Source organism: Algoriella xinjiangensis, from assembly GCF_900115015.1.
Classification (GTDB): domain Bacteria; phylum Bacteroidota; class Bacteroidia; order Flavobacteriales; family Weeksellaceae; genus Empedobacter; species Empedobacter xinjiangensis.
Map to the genome: position 1 here is coordinate 69,222 of NZ_FOUZ01000004.1, position 20,037 is coordinate 89,258.

The window sequence follows — 20,037 nt, forward strand, 5'->3', positions numbered from 1 at the left end:
TATTATTTTTTAATAAAATTTTTTGAAATACTTCCACCATCTATTTGGGATTTCACCATTTAAGGCTTGTTCATAATCCTTTTCAGAACAAGAAATTATCTCAAAACTTCTTTCCCCATCAACCGTGTTGTCAACTTCTATCCACCATTGATTGGTATACACATTTCTATAAAAAATATAATTATATCCTTCTGTAGGAACAAAAATTTTATCAAAATATTGTGTATCATCAAAACTTTTTATCTCTGGACGATGATTTTTTCCATCAATAAAATACCAAATCATTTGCGCTACAAGTAAATGATCCAATTTTTTATAATTCTCGATATAATCACAAACGTAAAGAGAGGTCAATTTATTGCTGAAACCCAAATATCTTGCAATTGCACATATTTCTCTAGACGTAAAGCCGTTTGGCGTCATATTTTTGGTTGATGAAAAATCTGTGCCTTGCATGCTCGAAAGATTGATTAACGCAGCATTTACATCTCTAGAAAAAGGTTCAATTTCTTTTACAGATTCTGCAATTACGCCTAATCTTATCGCTTCAAAATTTAATTGTTGAATCAAATCTTGTTTTTCTTGAGCAACAAAATAAGTCTGAAATCCGACATTTGTATAATCCAAAAGATTAAATGGCGCATTCGAAATAATTTTTGTTAAATAATTTTGATCCGTCGTTTGCTCTTCATCTTTACCTAATCGAAGTTTATAGTCGATTGATAAATAATTAATTTTATTAATTACTTCGTCGTAAGCACGGTATTGTTGATAACCCAAACTTGGCGAACCACCTAAAATAACAACAATGTATCCGTCGCGAATTAATCCGTTTGTAACTTCTCTAAAAACAGTTTCAGTTTCGTGTTTATCGTCGTAATAATTGATGTCTCCAAAATCATACAAATCAATCGTCCAATTACCCAATTGCAACTCGTACAATTGTGTTCTAATTAAACTAAATTCAACATCTTCTATTAAATCTTTTTGCTTTGATCGTGATTCTGTTACGCCAATTATCGCAATTTTATCGGCTGCATTTTCTTCTATTTCAAGAATAATATCTTCTTGAAATTTAATTGATGCACCTAACGAAAAAGAATTACAAGACTTCGCAAAGTCTTGTAATTCTTCTGTAACTGGTTTTAAAAAGTCTTTATACATTACTTTTTAGTCGTTGTTTTTTTAGCTGTAGTTTTCTTAGTTGTTGCTTTTTTTGCAGGCGCTTTTTTCTTCGGCGCATTGTCTGCAATTATTTTCTCAACTTCTTCTAAAGTTAAAGCTTCTGGATTAGTTTCTTTTGATAATTCGACTTTTATTTTGCCTTGAATCAAATTATATCTTCCCCAACGTGCTTTTTCTAATCTAATTTCTTGTTTTGGCCATTCGCGCACAACGCGTTCAGATTCTTTACGCTTTTTATCTTCGATTAACTCGATGATATCAGCTTGAGAAAGATGGTCAAAATCATATTTTTTAGACACATTAATAAACCATTCATTCCATTTGATAAAAGGTCCAAAACGTCCTTTTCCTTTCGTTACATCGTGTCCTTCGTATTGCGCAACCGGAGCATCAGCTTTTAGCTTTTCTTCGATTAATTCTACTGCACGATCAAACGAAAGATCCATTGGATCTTCTTCTTTTGGAATAGAAATGTATTTATCGTCAAACTTAACATAAGGTCCAAAACGACCAATATTAACCTCAACTTCGTGTTCTTTATATTCGCCTAAAACTTTCGGTAATTCGAAAAGTTTCATCGCTTCTTCTAATGTAATATTATGAATTGATTGATGTTTTTGAATACTCGCAAAACGTGGTTTTTCTTCGTCATCCGATTCTCCAATTTGTATCATCGGTCCAAAACGACCAATACGAGCATGCACTTTTTTACCCGAAACAGGATCTATTCCTAATTCGCGTTCTCCAGTTGCACGGTCTGCATTTTCTTGAACATCTTCTACAACATCGTGAAATTTAGAATAAAAATCACCAATCATATTTGTCCAATTCACTTTACCTTCTGCAATATCATCAAAGCTAGATTCTACGCGAGCTGTAAAGTCATAATCCATTACATTTTTGAAATAATCAACCAAGAAATCATTTACAACAATTCCTATATCTGTTGGCATTAATTTACGACGATCTGCACCATAAATCTCTGTCAATTCAGCTTTTTTGATTTGATTATCAACTAATTTTAATGTATTGTATTTTCTTGAATTTCCGTCTAATTCTCCAACTTCAACATATCCTCTGTTCTGGATTGTAGAAATTGTTGGTGCGTATGTAGATGGTCGTCCAATACCTAATTCTTCTAATTTCTTTACCAAAGATGCTTCTGTGTAACGCGCTGGTGCACGAGAAAAACGTTCAGTTCCGTTAATTTCGTCTGCAATCAACTTTTCGTTAACTTTTACACTTGGTAATAAAACTTTGTCGTCATCAACTTCCTCATCATCATGAGATTCTTGGTAAACTTTTAAGAAACCATCAAAAACAATTACTTCTCCTTTTGCTTGAAAAATAAATTTATTTTGATTGTTATCAATATCAATAATTGTACGCTCTAATTCGGCATTTGCCATTTGCGAAGCAACGGTACGTTTCCAAATTAAATCATATAATTTACGCATAGAATCGTCTCCACTAATCGATTGATTTTCGAAATGTGTTGGACGAATTGCCTCGTGAGCCTCTTGCGCAGATGAGTTTTTGTTTTTATATTTTCTTATCTCAACATATTTATCACCATACTCTGCACTAATTGTTGCTTTTAAAGCCGACAATGCATCATCAGATAAATTTACACTATCTGTTCTCATGTAAGTAATGTGTCCAGATTCGTATAATTGTTGCGCAACACGCATGGTTCTAGATACTGAAAAACCTAATTTACGAGAAGCTTCTTGTTGTATTGTAGATGTTGTAAATGGTGCAGAAGGTGTACGTTTTGCAGGTTTTTTCTGTAAATCATTTACCTTAAAACTAGCGCCAATACATGTTTCTAAGAAATCTTCGGCTTCTTTTAATTTAGAAAATTCTTTTGTAAGTACTGCTTTTAAAGTTTTTCCTTCGGCTGTTTCAAAAATTGCAACAAAGCGATAAGAAGAAACGGGTACAAATTTCTGAATTTCTTTTTCGCGTTCGACAATTAATCGAACCGAAACTGATTGTACACGACCTGCAGATAAGCCTGGTTTAATTTTTTTCCATAAAATTGGAGACATTTCAAAACCTACCAAACGATCTAATACACGACGCGCTTGTTGTGCATCAACTAAATTAATATCTATTTCGCGAGGATTTTCTACGGCGCGTTGAATTGCTTTCTTTGTAATTTCGTTAAAAACAATACGTTTTGTATCTTTATTTTCTAAACCTAAAACATTGTACAAATGCCATGAAATTGCCTCACCTTCGCGATCCTCATCGGATGCCAACCAAACAGTTTGTGCTTTTGCTGATAGTTTTTTTAACTTACTAACTACATCTTTTTTATCTGGTGTGACTTCGTAAATTGGTTTGAAATGATTTTCTATTTCGATACCCATTCCTTTCTTCGGTAGATCTACCACGTGACCAAAACTTGACTCCACGATAAAATCATCACCTAAAAAACCTTGAATGGTTTTTGCTTTTGCTGGGGACTCAACAATTACGAGATTCTTCGACATATTGTTTTCTTAAAAATTTCTGCAAAATTAATGACAAAAAAATGAAGCAGCCAAAAATGATTTTCAACTGCTCCAATTTTTTTCTATTTCATGTAAGGATTATCCTTATAAATATCTGTTCCTATTTGACTTATTTCATCTGAATTATCTTCAGAAAAACCTACAACTTCTTTGTATAAAACATACATTAGGATGTAAATAATCGGAATTGTTGCTATTACACCGATACAACATAACAATAATCCGACAAACAAAGCTGCAAGACATATTAATAATACTGTAAAAAATCCGCCAAAACTTTTAAAAGCTAATTTCATACTATAACTAAGTGCATCTTTAATATCTGCTGATGCAAAAATAATTAGTGGAAGCACTAATAACCACATTGTATATACCACAAAACCTGGAATAATACATAATACAAAACCTACAGACCCTACAATTTGAACAATTAATGTAACTAAAAATAAGTTTAAGAATTTACCATTTTTATAATGAACAAATATATCCGAAAACTCAATATTTTGATGTTGATCAAATTTACGCGCCATCACAAAAATACTATACAAAATTGGATATAAAGCCGATGATAATAAACTACTAATTGTTGATGAAAGTGCAAAATTAGAATTCATAAATATATCTTTATAATAATCTTGCATTGCAGTAATATCACCACTGTTTGAAATTGCTTCTAATTCATCTTGATCAATTTCTACAGTCGGAAGAAAAATTCCTAAAATAGCGCTCAAAATCCATGAAGTTAATCCATAAATAATTACAGCTAAGATTGCAAAACCTGCAATACCTTTAAAAATTTCAAAGGCTTTATCCATTACAGAGCTTGCACTTACTTTAAATCCCGTTTCTAGCTGTTTATTAATCTTTTCCTGTATACTGTTATCCATACGTTCTTTATTTTTAGAATTTGGTTTCCTCAAATCTACAATAATGTTAATAAAATGCAAAAGAAAATTTTACTGCCAATATGTCACATAGTTTTATTATTTTTGCACCATAAATATACATTTCAGAATGCATACAGAAGAAAAACATATAGACGAAGCAAGACAAGGAGAGGCTTTACTTACAGCACCTACACGTAATGCAACGAAGAAATTATTCTTAGAAAGCTACGGTTGTCAAATGAATTTCTCGGATAGCGAGATTGTTGCGTCTATCTTAAATAACGAAGGATATCAAACCACAAATAAAGTAGACGAAGCAGATTTAATTTTATTAAACACCTGTTCTATCCGCGAAAAAGCAGAACAAACTGTTCGTAAACGTTTAGGAACTTTAAACGCAATTAAAAAACAAAATCCAGGTCTTAAAATTGGCGTTTTAGGTTGTATGGCCGAACGATTGAAACATAAATTTCTTGAAGAAGAACATTTAGTTGATATTGTTGTTGGTCCTGATGCTTACCGCGATTTACCAAATTTACTAAACGAAGTAGAAGATGGTCGTGATGCTGTAAACGTGCAATTATCAAAAGAAGAAACATATGCCGAAATTTCACCTGTTCGTTTAGGAGGAAATGGCGTTACAGCTTTTGTAACAATTACACGTGGTTGCGATAATATGTGTACATTTTGTGTTGTTCCTTTTACACGTGGTCGCGAGCGTTCTCGTGATCCACATTCAATCTTAAATGAGTGTAAAGAATTAGCAGAAAGTGGCTACAAAGAAATTACACTTTTAGGTCAAAACGTCGATTCGTACTTATGGTATGGTGGTGGAGCTAAAAAAGATTTCAAAAATGCAAACGAAATTCAGAAAGCAACAGCGGTAGATTTTGGTCAATTATTAGACATGGTCGCTACGCAAGTTCCAAATGTAAGAATTCGTTTTTCTACATCTAATCCACAAGATATGCAGGAAGATGTTTTAGAAATGATGGCGAAACACAAAAACATTTGTAAATACATTCACCTTCCTGTGCAATCGGGTTCTACAACTGTTTTAGAGCGTATGAATCGTCAACACACACGCGAAGAATATTTTGAATTAATAGATAAAATTCGTCGCATTGTACCAGGTTGTGCAATTTCTTTTGATATGATTGCTGGTTTTTGTGGAGAAACAGAAGAAGAACACCAAGATACATTATCGTTAATGGAATATGTGAAATATGATTTCGGTTATATGTTTGCTTATTCTGAGCGTCCAGGAACACCTGCGCACAAAAAAATGCCAGATGATGTATTACCAGAAGACAAAAAACGTCGTTTACAAGAAATCATCGCAATGCAGCAAAAACATTCTGCAGAACGTATGAATAGTTATCTTGGACAAACACACGAGGTTTTAATCGAAGGAAATTCTAAACGTGACGAAAACTTTTGGTACGGAAGAAATACACACAATGCCGTTCTTGTTTTTCCGAAAGTAGAAGGAACAAAAATTGGTGATTTTGTAAACGTAAAAGCAAATACTTGCACAACAGCCACTATAATTGGCGAAATGATTTCAGCTTAAAAATAATTGATGTCTTTTGAATATTTTTTAATCAATAATTAAAAATAAATTCAACTTGACAATTAAAAAAATAATAAAAAATGGATTCTTTACAAACTATTAAACAACGTTTTGGAATCATTGGAAATAATGTAGTCTTGAATCGCGCAATTGAAAAAGCGATTCAAGTTGCACCTACCGACATCTCTGTTTTGGTTATCGGAGAAAGTGGTGTTGGTAAAGAGTTTTTTCCAAAAATCATTCACAATCAATCTGCCCGCAAACACAATGCTTACATTGCTGTAAACTGCGGTGCAATACCAGAAGGTACAATTGATTCTGAATTATTTGGTCACGAAAAAGGAGCTTTTACTGGTGCTACACAAGCACGTAAAGGTTATTTTGAAGTTGCCGATGGAGGAACAATTTTTTTAGATGAAGTTGGCGAATTACCCTTATCTACACAAATTCGTTTGTTACGTATTTTAGAATCGGGCGAATTTATGAAAGTAGGTTCTTCGGAATTGCAAAAAACAAATGTGCGTATTGTTGCCGCAACCAATGTAAAACTGAAAGAAGCTGTTGAAAAAGCTAAATTCCGAGAAGATTTATATTATCGTTTAAATACAATTCAAATTGATATTCCGCCTTTGCGCGAGCGTAAAGAAGATATTAATTTATTGTTCAGAAAATTTGCTTCAGATTTTGCGAATAAATACAGAATGCCGCATATCGAGCTTTCTCCAGAAGCGCAAAACTATATTGCAAATTATCCTTGGCCAGGTAATATTCGTCAATTAAGAAATTTTGCAGAACAGGTTTCTGTTGTTGAAAAAGAGCGTGTAATTTCATTAGAAAAAATAATGGAATTGTTACCACATAGTTCAACAATGTTAACGGTTACCAATAAAAAAGACAAGAATTCTTCTGACTTTATGGAACGTGAACTTTTATTTAAAGTTCTGCTCGACATGAAAAAAGATTTGAATGATTTACGTGCTTTAACATTGGATTTGATTAAACACAAAGACAATGAAGAATTTAATGGTAGTACGCAAGAATTAATTCAGCGCGTTTATCAAGAACAAGACGAAGATGAACACGATTTTACGCCAAGTTCTTATAATTTAGTTCCAGCTGCAAACGCTCCAAAACCAACTTATCAACCACCTCAATACGATTATTCGGATGATGTGTATGATGTTAGTCCAATTGAAGAGCCAGAGTCGCTTTCGTTACAAGATAATGAGAAGGAAATGATAAAATTGGCCTTGGAAAAACACAAAGGAAAACGAAAAATGGCGGCAGACGAATTAGGCATTTCCGAACGTACGTTGTACCGTAAAATCAAACAATATCATTTGTAACATGAATCGATTAAAATTTTTAGCATTATCCGTTTTTGCTATTTTTACGTTATCAAGTTGTGGATCTATGTCGGGCGGTTATTCGCTTTCTGGCGCGGCAATTCAACCCGATTGGCAAACAATTTATGTGGCTACTTTTCCTAATTATGCACCGCAACAAAATCCGACTTTAAGTCAAGATTTAACAATTGCGGTACAAGATATTTTTAGAAGTAGAACAAAGTTAAAATTAAACTCGAACGAAAATTCGGACTTAATTATTGAAGGAGAAATTTCTGGATACGATGTTGCGCCACAAGCCATTCAGAGTAATGACATTGCAGCAGAAAACCGATTAACTGTCTATGTAAAAATTCGTTATATTAACAACAAAGACGAGACTAAAAGTTACGAACGTACTTTTTCTGCCTTTCAACCTTATGACGGAAATGCAATGTTGAGTACTGTAGAGCCTAATATTGTTCCTAAAATTATCGAAGATATTCGCGACCAAGTATTTGCTTCTATTGCGATGGATTGGTAAAATTTAACTTAAATTTGAGCAATGACTAGAATTGAATATTTAGTAGCACATCCGTACGAGGTAGAAAAATCGGATATACCGCTTCTTAAAAAAGAAGTCGAAAAATATCCTTATTTCTATACTTTGCGCGCACTTTTGCTTTATGGTTTGAAGAAAGAAAATCATCCATCGTTTGAGGATTATTTAAACAAAACCTCTATCCATAGTAGTAATCGTGTTGATTTGTATCATTATATCAATTCGAAACCACTTCCAAAAGAAGAAAAAATTATTGAAAATGTACAAGAAAATTCTACGATAAAGGAAAATACAATCGAACAAGAAACTGAATCTTTTAATGATGAGAAATTAGAGGAAGAAGTTTTAAAAGTTGAGCCTATTTCTCTAATTGAAGAAGATAATATTGACAACGATTTGGTTGATGAAATGATTGAAAATGATACCGAAGAATCTGAATTGAGAACAGATCATGTGGTTGAAATTATTTCGGAAGATGAATTGAATAAAGTTGTTGAAGAATCTAAATTAGCACATAAAACGTCGGATCAAGAAATTGAAAATGCGGTGTTACAAACTTCTGGAATAGAAATTTCTGTTGAAAAACCTCAGCCAGAAGAAAAAAATACAATTCAAGAAACTGAAGAAAATAATCTTGTTGAAATATCAGAATCTGTTGTGATAATTGATGAAATGATTTCTGAAGAAAAAGAAGTTATGGTACAAGATTCTGCTATAATCGAAGAAAAATTAAACAATAATTTAGATAAAGAATCGTTTTCTTTTTCGGATTGGTTAAAAAAGGTTCCTTCGCAATCAAAAGATCAAAAAACAATTGAAGCAGAACAAGAAACTGCCGAAAGAGAAATAAAATATAAATTGATTGATGACTTTTTGGAAAAAAATCCAAAAATAATTCCGATGAAAAAAACGGATATTACACCTATCCAAGTTTCATCAAATTTCAGTCATAACAGCGAAGAATATTCGGATTTGATGACCGAAACTTTGGCTCAAATTTACATTGAGCAAAGAAAATATGATAAAGCAATTAAAGCTTATAAGATATTAATTTTGAAATATCCAGAAAAAAATAGTTTATTTGCAAATCGAATTAAAGAAATTGAAAATTTAAAAAACTCTAAATAATAAAATGGGACTATTTCAGTTTTTCATGGTTATTATCATGATTTTATGCGTATTGTTGGTATTAGTAGTTTTATCTCAAAACCCTAAAGGAGGAGGATTATCTTCTACTTTTGGCGGTGGCGGAGGAAGCCAAATGTTTGGAGTTCAGAGAACAAACAAATTCTTAGACAACACAACTTGGGGATTATTTATCGCTATTATTCTTTTAATCGTTGGAGCTGGTGTAACACACGAAAATCCAAACGCATTAAAACCAATTAAACAAAATGTAACGGCGCCTGCTAATAATTTACCAGCGCAGCCATCTGCTAACGGTGCGGCACAATTGCCGGCACAACCTGCACAACCAACAAAATAATTATTTATTTTACATAACTAAGCCTCACAAATTTGTGAGGCTTTTTTTGTTTATATTAATTAATAATCATTAATTTAGATAATAAATCAATTATGAAATATTATTTATCCTCTTTATTATTATTAATTTTATTTACGATGGGTTGTAGTCAACAGAAAAATGTTACCATAATTCCAAGTTCGGAAATAAATATTTTAAGATCTACTTATTTAGAAGAAAGTTGCAAAAACGAATTGCAAGTTTTTACAAATATGGAGGATTATAACACATTTCAATTATCATTAGTAAAACCAGGTCAAAGAAATCCACCACTTCAAATTATTGACTTTTCTACAAAAAATATTGCTGTAATTTGTAAACAAAATATCGCGAATTATCATATTTCGGAAATAAATTCTTCTTCAAAGAAAAACAGTTTAAAACTTGAACTAAATGAAGATCAAGATCCTGCGAATATGGATAATTTAATAATCATAGAAATCCCTAAAACGATAAAAAAATTAACACTTGAATTATAATATTATGAAAAAAACATCTATTATTTTAACACTACTATTAGGTTGTAGTTCTGTTTTTGCACAACAGAATCACTGGAAAGAAATTAATCAAAGAAATGCTCAATCAACCAATTTAGTTGATCGTTCTAGTACACCAAAAGAATATAAATTATTTAGCCTTAATGTTGATAATTTACTAAACGACCTAAATAATGTAAAAAGTAGATCTGCTGCTCAAATTGTTAACATACCAGATGAAAATGGTAAAATAACAAAATATGAAGTAAACGAAGCTTCGATTATGGCTCCTGAATTACAGGAAAAATATAATCAAATAAAATCTTACGTAGGAAAATCATTAGACGGAAAATCATCTATTCGTTTTAGTTATTCACCATATCATGGTTTTAGCGCAATGATTTTTACTGCACAATCAACTTCGTATATTGATGCTTATACAAATGATTTAAAAACTTACATTACCTATAACCGAAAAAATGTAGAAAATAATTTAAATTTTGCTTGTCATACAAATGATGATAAACAAAATGAATTAATTGATCAAGCAATTTCATCTATTCCAGCTAATAAAACTGTTACAGATGGAAAAATGAGAAAATATCGTTTAGCTTTAGCTACTACGATAGAGTATTCACGTTATCATGTTAATAGAGCTGGCGGACAATCAGGGACAGAAGAAGAAAAAAAAGCCATCGTTATGTCTGCAATTAATGTTGCAATGACACGTGTAAATGGTGTTTACGAAAAAGAGTTTGGTGTAACAATGGAGTTAGTTTCTAATAATGATCAAATTATTTTTGTAACAACAGATGAATACACAAATAACAGTGGTAGTGCTATGCTTGGTGAAAACCAAACAGTTCTTGATAAGGTTATTGGAACAGCTAATTATGATATTGGACACGTATTTTCTACTGGTGGTGGTGGTGTTGCATACTTAAAAAGCCCTTGTTCTACTATAAAAGCCGGGGGTGTAACAGGTCTTGGAGCTCCTATAAATGATGCTTTTTATATTGATTACGTTGCTCATGAAATGGGGCATCAATTTGGAGGTAATCATACTTTTAACGGAACAAAAGGCTCTTGTGCTGGTGGAAATAAAAACACAGCAACCTCTGTAGAACCTGGAAGCGGAAGCACTATTATGGCATATGCAGGTATTTGTGCACCAGAAAATGTACAATTACATAGTGATCCTTACTTTAGTTCAGTAACTGTTAATGAAATTTATAATTTTATAAAATCAACTGCAGGTAGTTGTTCTGTAAACACAGATTCGGGGAATAATGAGCCATTAATTACACTAGACAAATTAACTTACACTGTTCCAAATTCTACAGCTTTTGTTTTAGAAGCAAATGCATCTGATCAAGATGGTGATGCATTAACATATAACTGGGAACAAACAGATACATCTAGCACTTCGTTGTTGCCAATGTCTACAAATAAAACTGGCGTATTATTTAGATCATACAATCCTACAACAGATAATTTTAGATATTTCCCTAATCTAAGCGCTATCTTACAAAATAAATTAATTTTAGATACGAATATAGAGCCGTTAACTTGGGAAGTTATACCATCAGTTAATAGAGTATTAAAATTCTCACTTCTTGTAAGAGATAATAATCCAAAAGGAGGACAAACAGATCGTAAAAATGTACAATTAAATGTAATTGCAGAAGCTGGTCCTTTTAAAATAACATCGCAAGCTGCTAATGAAGCTTGGACATACAATTATCCTGCTACAATTACGTGGGATGTAGCTGGTACAGATGCTAACGGAGTTAATACAACAAATGTAAAAGTATTATTATCTACAGATGGTGGACTAAAATTTGATTACATTTTAGCAGAATCAATTCAAAATAACGGAACGTATACATTCAATGTTCCTTCGGATATTAAATTGACGAAAGAAGCGCGCTTTATGATAAAAGCAATAGACAATGTTTTCTTAGCGGTTAATGCTTCAAATTTTGAAATTTCTGATAAATTAGCAACAAACGAAGTAAACAAAAATGAGTTATTTACAATTTCTCCAAATCCATCAAAAGGAATTGTTCAACTTAATTTTGCAAAAACTGTTGCTAATGCTACAATCACAATTACAGATTTAGCGGGTAGAACTGTTTATACATCAAAACTTAATTCTTCTAAAAATAAACAATTAAATGTAGAGCAATTAGGAAATGGAGTTTATATTGTTTCGGTAGAAGCAGATCAACAAAAATACACTAAGAAGTTAATTATCAAAAAATAAAAAGTTGCACATAATGCACTTATATGCCAAGTTGTCTGACAGCTTGGCATTTTTATTTTTAAGAAATTATTTAACCAATCCATAATGGCAGAAAAAAGCGATTGGCACGTTTTTCGTTGAATTAAAAGTAACAAATCAAAAAATAAAAATATACATATGTCACAATTAAACATTAAACCATTAGCGGATAGAGTGGTTATCGAACCATCTCCAGCAGAAACAAAAACTGCTTCAGGAATTATCATTCCAGATTCAGCAAAAGAAAAACCACAAGAAGGTACTGTTGTAGCTGTAGGTAATGGTAAAAAAGATGAACCAATGACAGTTGCAATTGGTGATAAAGTACTTTATGGTAAATATTCTGGAACAGAATTAAAATTAGAAGGTAAAGATTACTTAATCATGCGCGAAGCTGATATTTTAGCAATCATCTAATTAATCGTTTAATCAAACTTATAAAAAATAAAAAAAATGGCAAAAGATATTAAATTCGATATTGAGTGTAGAGACGCTTTAAAAAGAGGTGTTGATGCATTAGCAAATGCAGTTAAAGTAACTTTAGGACCAAAAGGTCGTAATGTAGTTTTAGAAAAATCTTTCGGAGCTCCACATGTTACAAAAGACGGTGTTTCTGTTGCAAAAGAAATCGAATTAGAAGATCCAATTGAAAACTTAGGTGCTCAAATGGTAAAAGAAGTTGCATCTAAAACCAACGACGTTGCTGGTGATGGTACAACTACTGCGACTGTTTTAGCGCAAGCTATCGTTCGCGAAGGATTAAAAAATGTTGCTGCAGGTGCAAATCCAATGGATTTGAAACGTGGTATTGATAAAGCTGTAATTTCTATCGTTGCAAACTTAAAAGAGCAATCAGAAGAAGTTGGAGATTCATCAGAAAAAATCAAACAAGTTGCTTCTATCTCTGCAAATAATGACGAAACTATCGGTTCATTAATCGCAGAAGCTTTTTCTAAAGTAGGAAAAGAAGGTGTAATTACTGTTGAAGAAGCAAAAGGAACAGAAACTTATGTTGACGTTGTAGAAGGTATGCAATTCGATCGCGGATTTCAATCTCCATACTTCGTAACAAACCCAGATAAAATGATTGCTGAGTTAGAAAATCCTTACATTTTATTATGTGAGAAAAAAATCTCTAACTTACAAGAAATCTTACCATTATTAGAGCCAGTTGCTCAATCAGGTCGTCCATTCTTAATCATTTCTGAAGAAGTTGAAGGTCAAGCATTGGCTACTTTAGTTGTTAACCGTTTAAGAGGTTCTTTAAAAATTGCTGCTGTTAAAGCACCAGGTTTTGGAGATCGTCGTAAAGCAATGTTAGAGGATATTGCAATCTTAACAGGAGGTACAGTTATTTCTGAAGAACAAGGAATTACTTTAGAAACTGCTACTTTAGAAATGTTAGGAACTGCAGAAAGAGTAACTATTGATAAAGACAATACAACTATTGTTAATGGAGCTGGTGACCAAAGCCAAATCAAAAACAGAGTAAACCAAATCAAAGCGCAAGTAGAAACAACTACTTCTGACTATGATCGCGAAAAATTACAAGAACGTTTAGCTAAATTAGCTGGTGGTGTTGCTGTACTTTACGTTGGTGCTGCTTCTGAAGTTGAAATGAAAGAGAAAAAAGACCGTATTGATGATGCTTTACACGCAACTCGCGCTGCTGTAGAAGAAGGTATTGTTGCTGGTGGTGGTGTTGCTTTTGTTAGAGCTTTAGGTAACTTATCTAACATTGACACAAATAACGCTGACGAAGCTACAGGTATTAAAATTGTAACGCGTGCAGTTGAAGAGCCATTACGTCAAATTGTTCTTAATGCAGGTGGTGAAGGTTCTGTAGTTGTTGCAAAAGTAAAAGAAGGTACAGGTGACTTTGGTTACAATGCAAAAACAGACGAATATGTAAACATGATTGAAGCTGGTGTTATTGATCCAACTAAAGTTGCTCGTGTTGCATTAGAAAATGCTGCTTCTGTTGCAGGTATGTTAATTACAACTGAAGCTGTAGTTACAGAAATTAAAAAAGATGACGCTGGTATGCCTCCAATGGGAGGTGGAATGCCAGGAATGATGTAATTTTAACATCGCCCTATAAAATCAAAAAGCCACTCAAATTGAGTGGCTTTTTTTTATGAATTATTTTTAATCAAACAACCTCAAAAACAATATTGTTTATAGTATATTTATCATCTAATCAAACCAAAAACTTATGCACCAAGATTATATTGTTGGCGAACACAAAGCAGATAAAGGAAAACGATTTCTTAATTATTTGATTGATATAATTTTCCTTTTTATATTAATTATTTTTATACTGGTCATTCTCTATTTAATTATACCAAATACTTATGATTCTCTATTTGATAATGATTTATCAATTAATCTTGTTAGTTATGCTGTAACTATTCTTTATTATTTTCTGATTGAAACAGCCACAAAAGGACGCTCTATCGGAAAATTTATTTCAGATACAAAAGTTGTTAGAATTGACGGTTCAGAACCTACAACAAAAGATTATTTTGTAAGAAGTATTTGTAGAATAATTCCTTTCGAACCACTTTCTTTTTTATTCGGAGCAGGATTTCACGATACAATTTCAAAAACAACAGTTGTCAATAAAAAAGCTTTTGAAGCTGATTTATTACAAAAAGACAACATCGAAAGTATTGGTACAACTGAGATTGAATAGAATATTGCACTTTAATTGAAATTGATTTTTTATTAAAAAATCATTTTATGTAAAAAATCATTCTTTTTTATGCATATTCTTTCCCAAAAAAGCCTATTTATTAATACCTTTGCAATATAATTATATTTTTGAGAAATGGAAAAACAACCTCAAGAGGTAGTGTTAGTTGGTGCTGGTATCATGAGTGCTACCCTAAGCATACTTCTTAAAAAAATAAATCCTGCTATTAAAATTTCTGTTTTTGAAAAATTAGATAAGATTGGATTTGAAAGTTCTGATGCTTTCAATAATGCTGGTACAGGTCACTCTGCTTTTTGTGAATTAAATTATACACCGATTGACAAAAATGGAGTTGTTAACATTGATAAAGCAATAAATATTGCAAAACAATTTGAAACTTCTAAAGAGTTTTGGTCGTACTTAGTTGAAAATAATTATGTTTCTTCTCCAGAAAAATTTTTACGTCCTACTCCACACATGTCTTTTGTTTGGGGAGATGACGATGTAAATTTCTTGAAAAAACGTTACGAAAAATTATCACAACATCCTTTATTTAAAGAAATGGAATATTCTGAAGATTTTAATAAAATCAAAGAATGGTCGCCATTAATTGTTGAAGGTAGAGATGCTGCTGCAGAAAAAGTTGCGGCAACACACATGAATTTAGGAACGGATGTTAACTTTGGAGAATTAACACGTCAAATTTTTAAAGGTCTTTTAGACAAAAACGAAATTACACTAGAAACTGAACACGAAGTTAAAGATTTAACTCGTTTAAATAATGGTAAATGGGCGATTAAAGTAAAAGATTTAAAATCAGGAAATAACAAATCTGTTAATGCAGATTTTGTATTTATTGGTGCTGGTGGTGGTGCAATTTTATCATTACAAAAATCTGGTATTCCCGAAGCTAAAAAATTTGGTGGCTTTCCTGTTGGTGGACAATGGTTAATTTGTCAAAACGAAGAAGTGATCAAAAAACATCATGCAAAAGTTTATGGTAAAGCAAAACTTGGTGCTCCACCAATGTCTGTACCTCACTTAGATACACGTGTTATTGATGGCAAACAATCTTTATTATTTGGACCATTTGCTACGTTTTCTACAAAATTCTTAAAATACGGATCAAACTGTGATTTGTTTAAATCTGTAAACTTAGGAAATGTAGGTTTCTTAATGAATTGTGGAATTAATAATATGGATTTAACGAAATATTTAGTCGAGCAAGTGATGTTATCAAAAGCTCAAAAAATAGAAGAGTTAAAAGAATATTATCCAGAAGCTAAAATTGAAGATTGGTTTGAACAAACTGCTGGTCAGCGTGTGCAAGTTATCGAAAATCAAAACGGAAAAGGTATTTTAAAATTTGGAACAGAAATCGTAACATCTCAAGATGGTTCTATTTCTGCCTTATTAGGCGCTTCTCCGGGTGCATCTACATCTGTAAGTGCAATGCTTGATTTACTTGGACAATGTTTCCCTAAATCGATGAATGATTGGAATCCGCTTATCAAACAAATGATTCCTTCTCATGGAGAAGATTTAACTAACGCAGAATTAGTTGACGCTTCGCGCGCAAGAACAACTAAGGTTCTTAAAATATTAGATTAAGATTGATTTATATCTTATTATATAGTAAGCCTGATATTAATTTATCAGGCTTTTTTTGTGAACTTAATTAAATAAAAAAAGGTTTAAGAACTTAATCTTAAACCTTTTTATTCTTTTCCGAACATTTTAGCTTAGTCTTCGCTATTCATAATTTCGTATTCAACTTGCATCACACCTGTATTTGTGTGACCAATTTCGCTGAATGCAGCTTGACTTAAGTCTAAAACTCTAGATTTAGCATATGGACCTCTGTCGTTAATTTCTACAACTACAGATTTACCGTTTCTGATATTCGTAACTTTTACTTTTGTACCAAATGGTAAAGACTTATGGGCAGCAGTTAGTTCATGTTTGTCGTACTTTTCACCACTTGCTGTCTTGCGTCCGTGGAACTTGCCTCCATACCAAGAAACAACTCCTGTTGATATTTCATGAGCAGTGCTCTCTAAAATGTCTTCAACCTTTTTTTCATCTTCCACTGATAATGTATCTTCTTTGATGGTATCATTATCAATTTCTTCACTAAACCTTTTCTCTGAAACTGGCATAATAATTGTGTCATTCTTACCAGCGTCTTTAAAAATTTTACCATCAGCGTTTGCTATTGGAAAAATCATTAACAAAGCTATAAAAGCTGTAATGCTTTTCGTCATCCTTTAGATATTTTCTGATTACGTTGCAAATTTACGGGTAGAAATGCCTTCTTATTTAGAATTATTCTAATCGACTGATTTCTAATCTTTTTTTCTTCCCAACCAACCCATATCAGTACAACACAGCGATTTGTTAATTAATTGTTAAAATAAAGTCAATTTCACAATAATTTTGGCTATTATTCATTTAAATCGTTTTTCTGGCTAAAAATCAATGATTTAACTATTTTGAAAATTTGAGTAATTTTATCCAAATAAGAAATAAAAAAGGTAAAACTACATTAGTTTTACCTTTTCTTAATTTTTAAGTAACTAAAAATCAATTATAAGCTTGCTAAAATCTCTTTTACTTTAGCCGAAATTAACTTTCCTTCTGCTTTACCAGCAAGTTTTGCCGAAGCTGCTCCCATTACCTTTCCCATATCTTTAGGAGAAGTCGCACCAACTTCTGCAACAATGTCTTTTATTGCTACTGTTAACTCTTCATCTGTTAACTGTGCAGGTAAAAATTGTTGAATAACTTCTGCTTGTGCCAATTCTTTTTCTGCCAACTCTTTTCTGTCGTTTGCATCAAATTGTTCTGCCGCTTCTTTGCGTTGTTTTACTAATTTTTGTAATAAAGCAATTTCTTGATCTTCTGATAATTCACCACCAGCTCCAGATGTTTTTGCTAATAATAATTCAGATTTTACAGCTCTTAAAGCTTCTAAGGCAATTGTATTTTTAGCTTTCATAGCTTCTTTTAATTGCCCCATTATTTGGGTTTCTAAATTCATGAGTTTTGCTTTTAGACTACAAATTTAAGACAAAAAAAGGCTCATCACAAAAGTGATGAACCTTTTCTATAATAAGAATATATTTTACGAGTGATTAATAATTAATCTACATTATCATGTAAAAAATTATTTGGACGAATTTGCGTATCGTTATTGCGATTTGTACCGACAGAAAAATCTGATGATTGGTTCTCGTTACGATCTGCTAAATTAAGTCCTTGACGCTTATAAGCTGGTATAGCTTCGTATTCGTCTACTTGAGAATTAGTCATCGTATTGTTAAATTTAAAATTAAATTGTTTCAATCGATTTCTTCTTTCCTCAATTACATTATTCAAATCGCTATCCGTAGATTGTTCTATTGGTTTACTAAACGGATCAACTTCTACAGCCACTTGTTGCTCTTCTGGTGCAACTGCGTTTGCATAATTAGTTGAAGTTTGTGGTTGATCAATATTAAACGTCTCCGATTTTGGTGCTTGATAACCTGAATAATTATTTTGTGGATAATTAGACTGTTCCGAAGCAACTGGATTAGAATATGAATTATATGTTTGATTAGTTGGCGCTTGATTTGTCGGTTCTTGTGGACGATTAAAATCAGATTTTAAACGTGGTTCGAAATCATCAAACGATTTTTTCTCTTGAACTGGTTCATCATCAAGCTCATCTAAAACATATCTTTTTGGCGAATCATCATTCAAAGATTGCGTTGGCGCATTATGATATGATTGATTATAATCTTGATTTGTATCTGCCTTACGATAAATATTAGTCGGTGTTTCTGGCGTTTGATTTTGTTGTGGAGCAGAATTCGAACCCGAATTTGATCTACCAAAATCTAACGTCATTGGTTTTACACGATTAACAAATGGTTGATCGATAGATAATGTTTTATTTATTGGTTGTTCTTCCTCTAGTGTATGAACAATTTTTTGTTCTTCTTTACCTGTGTACGTTTGATCTTCTGTAGGAAAACCAGTCGCCACAACAGTTACAGAGATTTCGTCTCCTAAATCTAACTCTTCGCCAATACCCATAATAATGTTGGCACTATTACCAGCTTCTTGTTGAATATAGTCGTTGATTACTCCGATTTCGTCCATTGTAATTTCGTTATTACCAGACAAAATCAATAATAATACATTGCGAGCACCTGTAATTTTATTGTTATTAAGTAATGGCGAATCTAAAGCTGCAGAAATTGCATCTTTTGCTTTATTTTCTCCAGAACCTCTTGCAGATCCCATGATTGCTGTACCAGAGTTTTTAAGCACTGTACGCGCATCACGTAAATCAATATTCATAGCATAATGTTGTGTAATAACTTCTGCAATACCTTTGGCTGCCGTTGTTAAAACTTCATCTGCTTTAGAAAATCCGTTTTTGAAACCTAAATTTCCGTACAATTCACGTAACTTATCGTTGTTGATAACGATTAATGAATCAACATTTTTTCTTAAATTTTCGATACCTTTTTCAGCTTGTTCCAACCTCATTCTTCCTTCAAAAAAGAATGGCGCTGTTACAATACCTACTGTTAAAATATCCATTTCTTTAGCGATTCCTGCAATTACCGGAGCAGCTCCAGTTCCTGTTCCACCACCCATTCCGGCTGTTATAAAAACCATTTTAGTACCTTCGTCTAAAACTGCTTTTACTTCTTCCATACTTTCTATTGCAGCTTGCTCTCCCACTTCTGGGTTTGCACCTGCTCCTAATCCTTCGGTAATAGCTTGTCCTAATTGTATTCTTGTTGGTACTGGGCTATTTGCCAAAGCTTGTGAATCTGTATTACAAATCACGAATTGTACACCCGCGATTCCTTGCTCAAACATGTAGTTTACGGCATTGCTTCCACCACCACCTACACCGATCACTTTGATAGCTTGCGAGCGGCTTTTTGGTAAGTTGAAAACAATATCTCCTGTTAACATATCACTCATATTCTTCTTATTAAATTGGT

At 32.4% G+C, this 20,037-nt stretch carries 17 protein-coding genes; 11 read left to right on the top strand and 6 right to left on the bottom strand.

The window, feature by feature from the left end; all coding sequences use genetic code 11:
* Positions 1 to 9 precede the first annotated feature (9 nt).
* The 3 genes from BM072_RS04555 to BM072_RS04565 all read right to left on the bottom strand — a co-directional run bounded on the left by BM072_RS04555 (position 10) and on the right by BM072_RS04565 (position 4,591).
* Positions 10 to 1,164 (bottom strand): arginase family protein, encoded by a 1,155-nt coding sequence (locus BM072_RS04555; protein ID WP_092907002.1) that lies wholly within the window; start codon positions 1,162 to 1,164, stop codon positions 10 to 12.
* Entirely contained in the window at positions 1,164 to 3,683 is a 2,520-nt protein-coding gene (gene topA, locus BM072_RS04560) for a type I DNA topoisomerase (RefSeq protein WP_092907004.1), read from the bottom strand. Before topA ends, BM072_RS04555 begins: the two co-directional genes overlap by 1 nt.
* A gap of 83 nt (positions 3,684 to 3,766) precedes the next feature.
* Positions 3,767 to 4,591: a hypothetical protein gene (locus BM072_RS04565; RefSeq protein WP_125113530.1), complete on the bottom strand. Its 825-nt coding sequence runs from the start codon at positions 4,589 to 4,591 to the stop codon at positions 3,767 to 3,769.
* A gap of 127 nt (positions 4,592 to 4,718) precedes the next feature.
* Here BM072_RS04565 and miaB point away from each other — a divergent pair, with 127 nt between their 5' ends.
* The 11 genes from miaB (at position 4,719) to mqo (ending at position 16,642) form a co-directional block, all read left to right on the top strand.
* Complete coding sequence (miaB, locus tag BM072_RS04570; protein ID WP_092907008.1) at positions 4,719 to 6,164, top strand: tRNA (N6-isopentenyl adenosine(37)-C2)-methylthiotransferase MiaB; 1,446 nt, start codon at positions 4,719 to 4,721, stop codon at positions 6,162 to 6,164.
* 80 nt (positions 6,165 to 6,244) lie between these two features.
* Positions 6,245 to 7,510: a sigma-54 interaction domain-containing protein gene (locus tag BM072_RS04575; RefSeq protein WP_092907010.1), complete on the top strand. Its 1,266-nt coding sequence runs from the start codon at positions 6,245 to 6,247 to the stop codon at positions 7,508 to 7,510.
* Position 7,511: 1 nt separating this feature from the next.
* A complete protein-coding gene (locus BM072_RS04580; RefSeq protein ID WP_092907012.1) occupies positions 7,512 to 8,033 on the top strand; it encodes an LptE family protein in 522 nt (173 codons plus the stop codon).
* Between the two features lie 21 nt (positions 8,034 to 8,054).
* Complete coding sequence (locus tag BM072_RS04585; RefSeq protein WP_092907014.1) at positions 8,055 to 9,179, top strand: tetratricopeptide repeat protein; 1,125 nt, start codon at positions 8,055 to 8,057, stop codon at positions 9,177 to 9,179.
* Between the two features lie 4 nt (positions 9,180 to 9,183).
* A complete protein-coding gene (gene secG / locus BM072_RS04590) occupies positions 9,184 to 9,537 on the top strand; it encodes a preprotein translocase subunit SecG (protein WP_092907016.1) in 354 nt (117 codons plus the stop codon).
* Positions 9,538 to 9,629: 92 nt separating this feature from the next.
* Positions 9,630 to 10,055 (top strand): hypothetical protein, encoded by a 426-nt coding sequence (locus BM072_RS04595; protein WP_125113529.1) that lies wholly within the window; start codon positions 9,630 to 9,632, stop codon positions 10,053 to 10,055.
* A 4-nt stretch (positions 10,056 to 10,059) separates the two neighbouring features.
* The gene (locus BM072_RS04600) at positions 10,060 to 12,318 is read left to right on the top strand and encodes a zinc-dependent metalloprotease family protein (protein WP_092907020.1); all 2,259 of its coding nucleotides are present in this window, start codon (positions 10,060 to 10,062) and stop codon (positions 12,316 to 12,318) included.
* 156 nt (positions 12,319 to 12,474) lie between these two features.
* Positions 12,475 to 12,753, top strand: a complete 279-nt coding sequence (locus BM072_RS04605) for a co-chaperone GroES (RefSeq protein ID WP_092907022.1) — start codon at positions 12,475 to 12,477, stop codon at positions 12,751 to 12,753.
* Between the two features lie 36 nt (positions 12,754 to 12,789).
* Complete coding sequence (groL, locus tag BM072_RS04610; protein WP_092907024.1) at positions 12,790 to 14,418, top strand: chaperonin GroEL; 1,629 nt, start codon at positions 12,790 to 12,792, stop codon at positions 14,416 to 14,418.
* Positions 14,419 to 14,551: 133 nt separating this feature from the next.
* Positions 14,552 to 15,031: an RDD family protein gene (locus BM072_RS04615; protein WP_092907026.1), complete on the top strand. Its 480-nt coding sequence runs from the start codon at positions 14,552 to 14,554 to the stop codon at positions 15,029 to 15,031.
* Between the two features lie 135 nt (positions 15,032 to 15,166).
* Positions 15,167 to 16,642, top strand: coding sequence for a malate dehydrogenase (quinone) (mqo, locus tag BM072_RS04620; RefSeq protein ID WP_092907028.1), 1,476 nt, complete (start codon positions 15,167 to 15,169; stop codon positions 16,640 to 16,642).
* 131 nt (positions 16,643 to 16,773) lie between these two features.
* Here mqo and BM072_RS04625 read toward each other — a convergent pair whose 3' ends face one another.
* The 3 genes from BM072_RS04625 to ftsZ all read right to left on the bottom strand — a co-directional run bounded on the left by BM072_RS04625 (position 16,774) and on the right by ftsZ (position 20,017).
* The gene (locus BM072_RS04625; protein ID WP_092907030.1) at positions 16,774 to 17,295 is read right to left on the bottom strand and encodes a septal ring lytic transglycosylase RlpA family protein; all 522 of its coding nucleotides are present in this window, start codon (positions 17,293 to 17,295) and stop codon (positions 16,774 to 16,776) included.
* A 323-nt stretch (positions 17,296 to 17,618) separates the two neighbouring features.
* On the bottom strand, positions 17,619 to 18,071 hold the full coding sequence (locus tag BM072_RS04630; RefSeq protein WP_092907032.1) for a GatB/YqeY domain-containing protein: 453 nt from the start codon (positions 18,069 to 18,071) through the stop codon (positions 17,619 to 17,621).
* A gap of 101 nt (positions 18,072 to 18,172) precedes the next feature.
* A complete protein-coding gene (gene ftsZ / locus BM072_RS04635; protein ID WP_407927120.1) occupies positions 18,173 to 20,017 on the bottom strand; it encodes a cell division protein FtsZ in 1,845 nt (614 codons plus the stop codon).
* Positions 20,018 to 20,037: the final 20 nt, after the last annotated feature.